The sequence below is a fragment of the Thermococcus sp. 9N3 genome (assembly GCF_012027685.1).
GTDB classification, from domain to species: domain Archaea; phylum Methanobacteriota_B; class Thermococci; order Thermococcales; family Thermococcaceae; genus Thermococcus; species Thermococcus nautili.
The window spans coordinates 339690-352100 of record NZ_SNUV01000002.1 but is presented as its reverse complement, the minus strand read 5'-3'; the positions used below and the strand labels follow the sequence as shown (position 1 = coordinate 352100).

Here is a 12411-nt window from a genome sequence, read left to right as displayed (position 1 = left end):
TTTTCTTTTGAATTGCTGTTCGTTGAGGAGATTCTTCTTGAGTTACTCCTTTTGAAGGGATGAATTCCTTTAAAAGCGCCTTTTATAAGAGGTTCAAGCCTTTTAGCGCTCCGATGGAGCGCGGTCTAAGTAGAACCATTGCAAAAAGGACCTTTGTTGGGGAATTCCTCTTCTAAGGGCTAAAGAAGTAGTAAAATCCTTTTTCAGGAGGGTCTTGTAAGGGAATCACAAACTTTTTGTCAAGCTTTGCTAAGGCGTGCTCGTACTCCCAAATCCCGAGGTGGAGCTTCGCCTCACGTTAAGAAACTTTGCTGAGCAAAGTTCCATCAAAGTCGGCATGCCTCTTGAATTGGCTTGTTCTCATGAGGGTTTCCTTCTAAACTCGCCAGTTTTGAACGTGTTTTCCTCCGTTAGCGCCTTTCGGGCGCTTCCAAGTTAAACACCTTCTCAGAGAGCTATTGCGGGCGTAAACCCTAAACCCATTGACTGTTTGATAACGCATGCAACTTTCCCTTTGCCCCTTTGGACAGTTAAACCATTTTGGTCAAGCTTTGCGCAAGCAAAGGTTGCTAAAATGCAAACTCCTCCACGCTGAACTGCTCGACGACCCTCTCGAAGTCGCTCTCCGGCGCGTAAACGAATCCGCAACGGGTGCACTTTAGGATACCGTTCTCCTCCGCGAGCGGAGAGAAGCAGACCGGACAGCGATACTCCTCTCGCCTCAAAGAGTCATAAACTTCATCTCTCATGACGAGCAGGTTGAGTTCGCTCTCCCAGTCCTCGTGGAGCATTCCCCAGTAGGGGGTCTCGACGGGGTAGAAGTCCTCGAGGATTAGGGCCCTAATCCCTATCCCCCTCACGCCCGGCGGAAGCTTCCCGGCCGGCTCGATGGAAACGACGAACTGGTCATAGAACTCTATGTTCTCGGCCCTAACTGTTAAACCCCGTGATAAGCGGGAGCGGAGCGGAATCACCTGGAGGAATAGGCTTTCCCGCTCGATGTCCCAGCTCGCGCCTATTGAAACGCCCCCCTTAACGAAGAACTGGGTTATCGAACGCTCGTCCCGCTCCTCTCCAGCAAAAGAAAAGCCCAGCTTCCTCATGGCCCTTCCAAGGAAGTTCGGCCTGGGGAGCTTTTGGTAGTTAATCAGATACTCCCCTACCCAGCCGGCCAGGGGCATGGAGTAGCCGATGAAAGCCTGCCTCTCGACGCGCAGGTAGGCAACGCTGGGGAGGAGCTTGAACTGGTCGAGCATCGGAAGAAATAGGTGAAGGGACTATAAATAGCTAACCCCCGAAGAACTCGTCGAGGCTTATGCGCTTTCTCTTTGCCTTCGCCTTCTCTTTCTTGACTTCCTTCTTGAGGCCTTTCGACTTTTCGGTCTTGGGCTTCTTCTCCTTCTTGGCTTCGCTCCCGACCTTCGCTTTCTTCGCCTTCCCGTTCTTCCCGTTGAAGCCGTCGAGGTAGCCGTTCTTTCCATTCGAGGAGCCAGTGCGCTCCTTAATCATCTTCTCGCAGACGTCTGCCGAGAAGCCGAGTAAGGTCCTCTGCTTTTCGGGCAAAACCGTCTCGAAGAGCGTCTTTATGTCCTTCTCGGTCAGGCAAATCCTCTGCCTCGTGTAGTCCTTGACCTTGTAGCGGGTAACCAGCATCTTCGCAGTGGGCAGGTACTTCTCGACCGCGCCCTTGCTCACCGTCAGGACGATTTTTCCACCGCACTTCGGACAGCGTCCGATGAGCGGAGGCCTCCGATACTTCGTGTTGCACTTCACGCAGCGGAACTCCTGCCTCGTGAAGCTCCTCAGGTTGCCCCTCAAATCGGGAATCAGGTGGGAGTTGAGTATGGTTTCCGCAACGTGGTGCTCATCGACCGCGCGAATGCGCTCCGCCAAAGCGAGCTGTCTCTCGACCTTCTCGACCATGTCGCCGAGCTGTTTGTACAGGCTCATCTTCGGGCCGAGGCCGATGTCGTCGGTGTCGTGGGTGAACTTTATGCCCTCGTACATCTCAGGTTTTCCAAGTCTATCTTCAACGCGCTCGATGAACTTGATTTCCTTTGGCGATTTCATCTCGTAGGTAGCCTCATAGAACTCAAGGGGATAATAGCGGACGACGTCCATGTTGTGGACCTCGCTATCCACTTCGCGCGGGTCGAGCCTCGTCGTGACGACCAGCGGTGCGTCCATCTTACCGCCGCGCTTCTCGGGCAAATAGTAACGAGAAAAATTCAATAATGCATCCATGAGTAACATCACACTGTCCTCATCCCCATCGCAGTTGCGTCTTTTGGCCGCATGATAATACGGGTGCGCGTAGCCGACCAAAACGTCGGAGAAGCCGATTATCCTGCCGATGATTCCGGCAGAGGTGTGTGGGGCAAGACCTATGACGAGGTGGCCTATCAAATCCTCCATCTTCTCGGCGTTGTAGAACCTCGGCAGGCCGTAGAACTTCTCGAGCAGGTCGTCAACGAAGCGCGCGACCTTGAGGAGGTATTTCCCGGCCTCGTAGGAGAGAATTATGTCCTGAACCTTCAGCTCGACTATCTGGTCGTCCCGTTCAAGCGGTTTGCCCTCGAAGTCGTGCGTATAGCCGAGCTCGCGAAGCTTCTCGACACTGACTCCTATCTCCTTCGGCTTGAAGTGGGTTATTGGAGCATCCGTCGCGTCGAAGCGGATTGTACCGTCCTTGAAAACGTAGACGTCGTTCTTAACCCGCAGGAGACCCTTTTCAAGGGGTTCGGCCATTTTGTAGCCGGAAGTCATACCCTTGACGCCCTTGAGCCTGTCGATGCCGTAGACCTTGACGTTGTCCATGGCCCGCCTCAGCAGTTCGGAGGGCTTTATCTCCCGCTCCGCGTAGGGCTTAAGCTCGACGTCACAGCGCGGACAGCGGAAGCCGAACTCCTTCGCCTCGCTCTCTGGATAATCAACGTTGCACTTGGGGCAGTGCCAGAGGAGTTCCTTCCTCGTCCCGCAGACCGGGCAGAGGTGTTCCGGACCCGTATGACCGCACTTCGGACACTTGAAGAAGGCTATCTCGACCTTAGCTGTTTTTCCTTCCTCCGCGGCCTTCTTAATGTCCCTGCTCTGGCCCCCAGCCAGCCCAATCGGGAACAGCACCTGAACCGGTGGTTTCATCTTTCTCTCCTTAGCCTTCTCGGGCCTGCCCATTCTGGCCCCTATCCAGCTTATTCCCCTGTCCCTGAGCTTTATCGGGTTGCTCTCGTTGATGATGTCGATGACCGTGAAGAATGGCTTCGCCTTGAACTCCCACTCGAGGTTGCCGAGGGGCGTGAGCAGGGCCGAGCTCCAGGGGTAGTCAATGACGATGACCTTCCTCCTGTCCTCGGTCCTCTCGAGCCTGTGGGGCAGACCGAGGAGCTCAAGGTAGCGCTTGATTTGGGGGTCGTTTTCGAGGATTACCCTCTTCGCGAACTTCAGCTTCCTGAACTCGTCCCACTCGATTTGGGCGTTGAGAAGAGCCTTCTGGAGTTCCTCCACTTCCTCAGGCTTCAGAGTGTTCCAGTAGAGGGTGTAGTAGGGATGGAAAGGTATATCCAGAACCTTCGAGAGGTGTATCGCCAGCTCAACGCTTGGCTTAACCCTGAGTGGGTCCCTCAAAAGGCGCTCAAGGAAATCAGGGTCTATTTCAAGGTATTCGGCCGCTTCCTCAACGGCCTCGCGCGGGTTATCGGAGAACGGCTTGAGCTCGACCTCGTAGAGCTCCTCGATTGCCTTAACGAGTTCCTGAACCCACCATTCCTCGACGTAGTTGGCCGGCAGAAGCGTCTGGTTGTTCTCGACGAAGTCGCCGAAGTTCACGAGGGCGTCTCCGACGTATAGAATCTCCTCAATCTCGTTTTTAACCCTGAGAGCCGTCTCGTAGTCGTCAACCCGTACGACGCTCCCGTCCTTGAGCTTGACTATCGGCCCTTCCACCGTTGTTGCAGGCGTTACGATACAGCCCTTTCCGGGCCTCTCGGTTTTCATTTGAGTCCCTATCGCTATGAACTCGTCGAGGATTAGCATCGTGGCCGGGTTAACGCTCCACGTCGCGAAGCCACTGACGCGACTCCTCCCATAGCGCAGGCGGAAGCCACCGTTCTCCGAAGGCTCGGCAAAGAGGGGCCTGCCACCTATTATCTCCTTCGTGTACTTCTTGTTCGGGGCGATGTTGGCCCTAAACCTCTCGTAGAGCTCGTAGTAGAAGCCCTTCTCGACTTTTTCTGCCACTTCTTCCCTCGCCCCAGAATCCTCGGCCTTAGATTCGTCGGCCTTGGGTTCCTCGGAGCTCTTGCCCTTCTCCTTGGCCTCCACGAACTCCTTTATCCAGTCCCAGCCTTCCACGCCCATCTTATCTATGTACTTGACGAGCTTCTTGGCCTTCTGGAGGACACCCTCAGCCAAAACGAGAATCGCTCCACCGCGCAGGTGGTTGGTCTCGACGCCGGGAACGTTCCTGTGGGAGACCTCGACTTTATCTGTCTCTTCGCCGGTTATCTCGATGGGAATGTTCCTCATCGCGAGCCTTACCTCATCGGCCTCAGGGTGATACTGCAGTCTCGTAACGGCCCTGTGATAGAGGTCTATCTCCTCAACCATCCTCTCAATGTGCTCCTCGCTCGGCTTGAAGCGGTCGAGGCCGAGCTTTTTCCTCACGTAGTCCCCAACGAGAACGCTCAACGCCTGCGCCGTTCCGCCGGAGCTCCTTATCGGGCCGGCGTAGTAGAGGGCCAGGTACTCGCTGTTATCGGCCCAGGTGTTGCGCTTGATTTTGACGTCAGCTATTCCCTCGAGCGGAGCCGAGACGATACCCTCTGTGAGTATCGCGAGGGCGGTTCTGACGGCCTGCTCCGCGTACTTCTCCTTGCTCCCAAGGTCGCCGAACTTACCTTCGATGATTTCGTCAACGACCTTAAGAGCCGCCAGTTCCTTACCGTATTCCTTGACAAGTTCTCTAATCCTTTCGGCGACTCCTGGGGGACCGACGAGGCTCTCAACACGGCCGGCCATGTCGGTTGCCTGGGGAACCTCAACGTCGAGGCTGGGGTCCTTCCCCTGAGAGCGGGCTTTCCTTGCTATCTCATAGGCCCTGTCAATTTCTCGCTGAAGTGATTCGAAGTAAGCCTTCATCTCGGGTGAGTAAAGCTCTTCCCCCATTCAAACCCCCTCACAGAACTGGTCGAAGCTCACAACGGCTCTCAAACGGGCCGTTTCAACGTCTATTATCGGCACGCGCGCTGGAGTGGGTATGATGTTCACCATCTTCTGGAACTCGGTCTGGGCCTGCCAGGTTCCGCTGTTGATGACGAAGACGCCGTTGTAAATCCGGTACTCCATAACGTGAACGTGGCCGGCCTGGAAGAGGTCAGGAACGCTCTCGATGACGAGTGTATCCTCGGGGTCGGGAGCGATGGGAACCTTGTTACCGAAGGTCGGCGCAAGGTGGCGGAGCTTGAGCAAATCAACCATCGCCTCGGCGGGCTTGTGGTGCGTTCTCCCGGGGATGAAGTCAACGACGTCCTCTATGCCCCTTCCGTGGGCGATGAGGAACTCCCTGCCGTGGAGGTTTATCACCGCGGGGTTGCCTATTATCACGGCGTTTTTGAGCTTGTATATCGGCTTAGCGTACTCCTCGTAGAAGCCCGGCTGTGGCAGAGCGGTCCTCGCGGCGTCGTGGTTGCCCGGGCCGATGAACATGGTTATATGGTCGGGAACGTTGCGGAGGAGATTGGCCAATGCCTCGTACTGGTCGAAGATGTCGGGAATGGCCAGCTCGTTGTACTGGCCCGGGTAGATACCGACGCCGTCAACGACGTCACCGCCGATTATCATGTACTTAATCCTGCTCACGAGTTCTTCCTCGGCCCTGCTGTTGACCTCGCCGTTGAGCCATTCAAGGAACTTCTCAAAGGCCTTCTCGCAGAACTTGTTTGAGCCGACGTGGATGTCGCTCAGCAGAATCGCGTAGACCTTCTCTTCCAGTGGAGGCTTCTCGCGCCTGAACTTCGGCACATCAGGGAGGAAGACGCGGTTGGCGAAGAAGATTCCCCTGCCCGGCTGACCGCGGAAGGCAACGACAGAATCGGGCATTATCGCGTTGTAGGCCTGGGAAGCGTTCTCCTTGTCCCTGCCGAGGAAGACCTTAACCCGCCCGGTTGCATCTTCCACCTCAAACATGTAGCCCTTCGCCGTTTCGCGCTTGTCGTTGACGAGGCCGATTATCGTGACCTCATCGTCCCGGACGTAGCTCAGCTTCGCGATGTCTATGACAGTTCCAATTTCAGGGTTCTCGCGGAAGATTCTGCGCATCTTCCTGAGCCTCGACTTGAAGTAGCTCGAATAGGCTTGAATTATTATCTCGCCCTCTTTACTTGAAGCATTCTTGACCTTCGGGGCCTCAAACTTCACGTTCTTGACATCGAAGGTAAGCTCCCACTCGTCGGGAATCTCCTTCGCGCGGTAGTGGAAGCCCTCCCTGGGCTTTATCACAACGTCCTCGTAGGTCGAGTAGCTCTTCTCGCCCTCGACGTCCTCGCCAACGTACGCTATGGGAATCCCGTAGTCGCCGTAGACGATTTTGGGCTTCACCCCGTTTCCGTTCTCGCCGTTCTCATAGTACTCCTCGCTATCGGCGTAGTTTCCGTAGCCGTTGCCGTTCAGGGGCTCGGCTTCCACTGGAAGTGAATCCTCGACGACCTCTGTTAGTGACGAATCCAATGAACCAGCGGCTTCATCCACGAGTTCTTCATGTTCAGGTGTTCCAGTGGAAACAAAACTCTCCCCCTCTGAAATCTCGCCAGAAACTGGCTCTTCGACAGGATTGGGGGTAATAGATTGCCCCAATTCGAGGGCAGTTCCAGTGGAAATTGAAGTCTCGCCAACAATCTCGGTGGATTCAAAGCTCTCTTTCTCAGAAGGGGTCGTAGAAACTCCGCTTTCCACAACATCTCCAGTGGAAATAGAACTCGATGCTTCCGCGGATTCAACGTCTTCAGAAGAAGGAATTTCTTCAGGCTGAGAAGCTGTAACAGTTTCAGAAACGGGAGTTTCAGCTGATTCGGTGATTTCTTCCAATGTTTCCTCCTGAGAAGCCTCAAGAGGCTCTTCCTCAGAGACCTCAAGGGGGGTCTGCTCGGTGAGCTCTCCAGTGGAAAAGAGACCCTTCTCAGCGAGGAAGGCCTCGGCTATGGAGGAGTCTATGACGAAGGTCCCCCGAGCTTTGGCGAACTTTATCAGCTCCGCCAGAGTGAAGTCCCTCTTATAGTGGGGTTCAAGGAGGTAGTAGGCCGAGGGAGTTATCAAGTATTTATTCTTGATTAAATCCTCAATCAGCATCAGAACAACCTCCTCTGCTTGGAGAGGGTGAGCGTGAGCAGGCTCCTAACCTGCTCGTCGTGGCGGTAGATGTTCTTCACCATGTAGGGTGTGACGTTTAGCCTTATCTCCTTTGTTCTGCCGTAGCGCCCCTTGCTCACGACCTTGGCGTTGATTATGCCGAGCATGTCGAGCTCGTTGATTAGGTCGCTCACGCGCCTCTGGGTAAGGGGCTCGACGTCGAGGTGGTCGCAGAGGGACTTGTAGACGGAGTAAACGTCGCCGGTGTTGGCTGGCAACTCACCGTTCTCGTCGAGCATGACTATCGCGTAGAGGAGAACCTTCGAGTGGAGCGGGAGGGTCTTTATGACTTCCTCCATCGTGTCCTGCTCAATCTTCTCCTGCGCCTTCCAGACGTGCCTTTCAGTTACTTTGCTCGCCCCCTCGCGCTCCGCTATCTCTCCAGCGACGCGGAGCAAATCCAGAGCCCTCCTCGCGTCGCCGTGCTCGCGAGCAGCTAAAGCCGCACAGAGAGGAACGACCGCATCGTCGAGAACGCCCTCGTAGAAGGCCTCCTTTGCGCGTTGCATGAGAATGTCCCGGAGCTGGTTGGCGTCGTAGGGCGGGAAAACAACTTCCTCCTCGCTCAAACTTGACAGAACGCGGGCGTCGAGATACTCTTTGAACTTGAGGTCGTTTGAGATGCCGATTATGCTAACCTTCGCCCTCGAGAGCTCGGTGTTTATCCTCGTGAGAGAGTAGAGTATGTCGTCCCCGCTCTTCTTGATGAGCTTGTCTATCTCGTCCAGAACGATGATTACAAAGCGCTCCTTCGCGTCTATAACTTCCTTTAGCTTGACGTAAACCTCATCGGTCGGCCAGCCGACGAGGGGAACCTCCACACCACTTTCAGCCTTGAAGTGGTTGACTATCCTCGCGAGAACGCGGTAGTGGGTGTCGACTATCTCGCAGTTGATGTAGATGACCTCGACGGGAATGTTGTACTTCTCGGATATCTTCTTGAGCTCCTCGGTTACGAACTTCACCGTCACGGTTTTACCGGTTCCGGTCTTGCCGTAGACGAAGACGTTCGAGGGCGTTTCACCTCTTAAAACCGGAACGAGGATATGAGCCAGCTCGTCAATCTGCTCGTGCCTGTGAGGGAGTTCTTTTGGCGTGTAGCTGTGTCTCAGGACTTCCTTGTTCTTGAAAATCTTCTTGGCATGGAGGTACTTCTCGAATATCGACGTCAGGTAGTCGTCCCTGTCCCCCATGGCTCCCATCTCCACCGGAAATCATACTCTCACGCCGTATTACCGTCGTAATTAAGCCCACAAATGGGAACATTTTGTCAAACATATCGAATATTATCTGGATTTAATCCAGATATTCCCCGAAATTTTGCACATTGTATCAAATCTCCACCGGAAGCACCGGATACAGTGGAAAGCATAGCAAGTGTGGGGTCTGGGTTTATATGCCTTGTTGAACAGGAGAATGTAAAAGGAGATGCAGAAGGAAGGGGAAGTTGCCCCTAAAGGTAGCCCCTATCCTGCTCTTCGGGAAGAACCTCAGCGAGAAGTGTCAAAGCCTCGTTCTCTGGCATCCCCACACGGGAAACCAGGAAGTCAAGAAGCTCCTCTCTGCTCGCACCCTTGCGAAGTCTCTCGTAGACCATCGCGAGCACGCGCTCCTTTAGCAGGGCCTCAAACTCCTCCTCGAGGTTGAGCGCCGAAACGGCTGAGAGCAGACCAACGAGAAGGGCCGAGAGTGCGTCGTTGAACTCCGCCTTACCGAGGTTGGAGGTGTCCAGGTCAACCGCCAGGTAAACGTCGTCGTTCATGCCCATGAGGAGGAACTTCATCAGGTTGATTTCAGCGTTCAGTCGAAGGAGCGCATGGTAGACCTTGAGCTTTTCGTCCTTGGTCATGGAGAACGTTTCAAGACCCATAGGGGCCAGCAGTCGTATGAAGCCTTCTCCGAACGAGAGAAGCAGTGTGAAGGGCATCTTGGGGTGGTCCGCGACGTAGAGGTTCGGTTCAAGTTGCTTAACTTCCCAGGGCAGGTCGACGATGTCGTTGGCATCGTCCTTGCCGGAGCGCAACCAGTCGAGAACAACATCCCTAATCTCCACGGGAACCACCAACCGAAATAGGGCGTTGGTGAATTAATGGTTTGCCCTTCCAGAGGAAACGGGAAAGTCAAATGCACAGAGATGTGCACGAGATTTGGTATTTGGAAACCCGAAACAGATTAGGATTGGTTATTTCCACTGAAAGAAAAATGAACATGTATGGCTATCAAAAGACGAACACTAAAGAACAGTTTAGTTCAGTTTAGGTAAACAGTAACGATTGCAGAATTAGAAAAGTTAAACAGTACATATCCCCCCCAGAGTTTTGTTTCCAGTGGAGCGGGCTTTTGAAGCTTCTCATAGAAGACCGACTTAAAGTTGACAAAAAGCTCCCATTCTTGTTATCGGTGCCGGTTTTTATATCTTTCTATGAACAAACAACTAAATTAACGTGGACAATACACGAGAATTTTGAACAGCATAATAAAATTTCGCACAATTTATTGAACGATTCAACAGCTACGTACTTAAACAATCTCCCTGAATTCCCGTTACTTTTAACTACCCTGTCAAAACCGTCCGTTTTCCGAAAGTGGGTTCCAGTGGAAATGAAACTCTGGGGGGTCTTTTCGATGAGCATCGAAAAAGACCTTTGTTTCCACTGGAAAAACTGTTCTCGGTAGTATTTTAATGACCATCAATGAATCGTTTTGAGTATGGGGCATCTTTTTAAGGTTCGAGTGGAAATGAAGCCCATGCTACCCGTAACCGTCGTGAGGCGACTGCTCCGCGTGAGGGTCAAGGTGAGCAGAAACCGGTTAATCCAGATAGCCCTCGCGGTTCTGCTCTTGGCAATAGCGTTTGCAACGGCTTTTGCTTACTTTGAGGGCGTTGACTTCTTCACGGCCTTCTACTGGGCCGTCATAACGATGGCGACCATAGGCTACGGCGACGTTACACCAAATACCGAGGCGGGGAGAATCGTTGCAATGGTCGCCTCCGTGGCCGGAATCTCGACATTCACTGCCCTCGTTTCCCTTCTGGCCGAGAACTTTATTTCCTCGTCCCTCAGGAGGATGATGGGCATGCATCGGGTTAACTACACCAACCACTACTTGGTAATCGGGCAGGGGAGTAGTGTTTCAACCTGCGTTAACGAACTTATCGGCGCAATCGAGCGCGGTGAGCTGGGGCTGGCCCCGATTGTCGTGGTCTTTCCCAGCGAGGAGGAGCGCAAGAAGGTTGAGCTTCCAGAGGAAATAGAGGTCCTCATAGGTGACCCCACCAACAGGGAGACCCTTGAGAGGGCTCGCGTTGAAAAGGCTTCCCACGTAATCTTGGCCCTCGAAGACGACTCGAAGGCCGTCTTCGTTACCCTCATGGTGAAGAGGATGTCAAATGCAAAGGTTCTCGTCGAGGTCCTGAGCGAGGAGAGCGTTGAGCTCCTGAAGGGGGCCGGTGCTGATAGGGTCATCGTGAGCAGAAGCCTGGCGGGAAGGCTCCTCGCGAGTTCTGTCTTCGAGCCCGAGGTGGTTGACGTTATAGACGACATAACGAGCTCGGTTAAGGGCTACGACGTCACCGTGATGGACGGACGGGACTTCTGGGGTAGGCCGTACATGGAGGCCCTCCGCGAGCTCAAGGAGACGAAGAACCTGTTTCTCCTGGGCTACTATCTCGATGGTCCGGTTCTCAATCCCCCGCTCGACGAACCGATTCCGAAGGGTGCCAGACTGATAGTTCTGAGGGGCTCCATTTCCACTGGAAAATCCTGAGCTCATGGTCTATCTTTTGTAGTTCTCTTTTTTCTGGGCTTTTCAGTAAAATCTGAGTGTTTTTAAAGTTCGTTTTTCGAAACGGGCGAAAGTCTTAAAAGATTGTCTTCCCGATTTTTCCGGGAAAAGTTATTTAACCCCCGAACTTTACCCCCATTAAGGGTATTTCCGGGTGAGTCTCATGGCGAAGAAGAAGGTTGAAGAGGTTAAAGAGCTTGAGGAGTTCGAGGAGCTTGAAATAGCCGAAAGCTCACCGTCATCGTCCTCAAAAAAGAAGGAGAAGGAAATCAAAACCCTTGAGGATTTGCCTGGCGTTGGTCCTGCCACCGCTGAGAAGCTTCGCGAGGCCGGCTACGACAGTATTGAGGCTATAGCAGTCGCTTCACCGCTCGAGCTCAAGGAGATAGCTGGAATAAGCGAGGGTGCCGCGCTCAAAATAATCCAGGCCGCTAGGGAAGCCGCGAACATTGGAACCTTCATGCGCGCCGACGAGTACATGGAGAAGCGGAAGACCATAGGCAGGATTTCCACTGGAAGCAAAGCCCTCGACAAGCTCCTCGGAGGGGGAATAGAGACGCAGGCCATAACCGAGGTCTTCGGTGAGTTCGGTTCTGGAAAGACCCAGCTCGCGCACACCCTTGCCGTTATGGTCCAGAAGCCACCTGAGGAAGGTGGCCTCGGCGGTTCGGTGATATGGATTGACACCGAGAACACCTTCAGGCCCGAGAGGATAAGGCAGATAGCCGAGGCTCGCGGTTTGGACCCGGACGAGACGCTCAAGAACATCTACGTTGCGCGCGCCTTCAACAGCAACCACCAGATGCTTCTCGTCGAGAAGGCCGAGGAGATAATCAAGGAGAAGGCCTCAACCGACAGGCCTGTCAAGCTCCTCGTCGTTGACTCGCTCATGGCCCACTTCAGGAGCGAGTACGTCGGAAGGGGAACCCTCGCCGAGAGACAGCAGAAGCTGGCGAAGCACCTCTCCGACCTGCACCGTCTTGCCGACCTCTACGACATAGCGGTCTTCGTGACGAACCAGGTGCAGGCGAAACCAGATGCCTTCTTCGGCGACCCGACGAGGCCCGTCGGCGGTCACATACTCGCTCACAGCGCGACGCTCAGAATCTACCTCAGGAAGGGCAAGGCCGGAAAGCGAGTCGCAAGGCTCATAGACAGCCCGCACCTGCCCGAGGGCGAGGCCGTCTTCAGGATTACAGAAAAGGGAGTTGAGGATTAATCTTT

General features: G+C 54.0%; 7 protein-coding genes. 2 read left to right on the top strand and 5 right to left on the bottom strand.

Going from position 1 to position 12411, the window contains the following annotated elements; genetic code table 11:
* Positions 1-569: 569 nt before the first annotated feature.
* The 5 genes from E3E30_RS08775 to E3E30_RS08755 form a co-directional block, all read right to left on the bottom strand.
* Positions 570-1256, bottom strand: coding sequence for a hypothetical protein (locus tag E3E30_RS08775; protein ID WP_167729271.1), 687 nt, complete (start codon positions 1254-1256; stop codon positions 570-572).
* A 31-nt stretch (positions 1257-1287) separates the two neighbouring features.
* A complete protein-coding gene (locus E3E30_RS08770) occupies positions 1288-5163 on the bottom strand; it encodes a DNA-directed DNA polymerase II large subunit (protein ID WP_167729270.1) in 3876 nt (1291 codons plus the stop codon).
* Positions 5164-7341 carry a DNA-directed DNA polymerase II small subunit gene (locus E3E30_RS08765; protein WP_167729269.1) on the bottom strand — a complete coding sequence of 726 codons (2178 nt, stop codon included), beginning with the start codon at positions 7339-7341 and terminating at the stop codon, positions 5164-5166.
* Positions 7341-8594 (bottom strand): ORC1-type DNA replication protein, encoded by a 1254-nt coding sequence (locus E3E30_RS08760; RefSeq protein ID WP_042692102.1) that lies wholly within the window; start codon positions 8592-8594, stop codon positions 7341-7343. Before E3E30_RS08760 ends, E3E30_RS08765 begins: the two co-directional genes overlap by 1 nt.
* Positions 8595-8854: 260 nt before the next feature.
* On the bottom strand, positions 8855-9463 hold the full coding sequence (locus E3E30_RS08755; protein ID WP_167729268.1) for a DNA-binding protein: 609 nt from the start codon (positions 9461-9463) through the stop codon (positions 8855-8857).
* Positions 9464-10149: 686 nt separating this feature from the next.
* Here E3E30_RS08755 and E3E30_RS08750 point away from each other — a divergent pair.
* On the top strand, positions 10150-11169 hold the full coding sequence (locus E3E30_RS08750; protein WP_167729397.1) for an ion channel: 1020 nt from the start codon (positions 10150-10152) through the stop codon (positions 11167-11169).
* A 181-nt stretch (positions 11170-11350) separates the two neighbouring features.
* Entirely contained in the window at positions 11351-12406 is a 1056-nt protein-coding gene (radA, locus tag E3E30_RS08745; RefSeq protein WP_042692101.1) for a DNA repair and recombination protein RadA, read from the top strand.
* Positions 12407-12411 lie beyond the last annotated feature (5 nt).

What these genes read in the sequence shown, in the direction of transcription:
- E3E30_RS08775 (WP_167729271.1), bottom strand. Translation starts at nt 1,256, where the DNA reads ATGCTCGACCAGTTCAAGCTCCTCCCCAGCGTTGCCTACCTGCGCGTC.
- E3E30_RS08770 (WP_167729270.1), bottom strand. Translation starts at nt 5,163, where the DNA reads ATGGGGGAAGAGCTTTACTCACCCGAGATGAAGGCTTACTTCGAATCA.
- E3E30_RS08765 (WP_167729269.1), bottom strand. Translation starts at nt 7,341, where the DNA reads ATGCTGATTGAGGATTTAATCAAGAATAAATACTTGATAACTCCCTCG.
- E3E30_RS08760 (WP_042692102.1), bottom strand. Translation starts at nt 8,594, where the DNA reads ATGGGGGACAGGGACGACTACCTGACGTCGATATTCGAGAAGTACCTC.
- E3E30_RS08750 (WP_167729397.1), top strand. Translation starts at nt 10,150, where the DNA reads ATGCTACCCGTAACCGTCGTGAGGCGACTGCTCCGCGTGAGGGTCAAG.
- radA (WP_042692101.1), top strand. Translation starts at nt 11,351, where the DNA reads ATGGCGAAGAAGAAGGTTGAAGAGGTTAAAGAGCTTGAGGAGTTCGAG.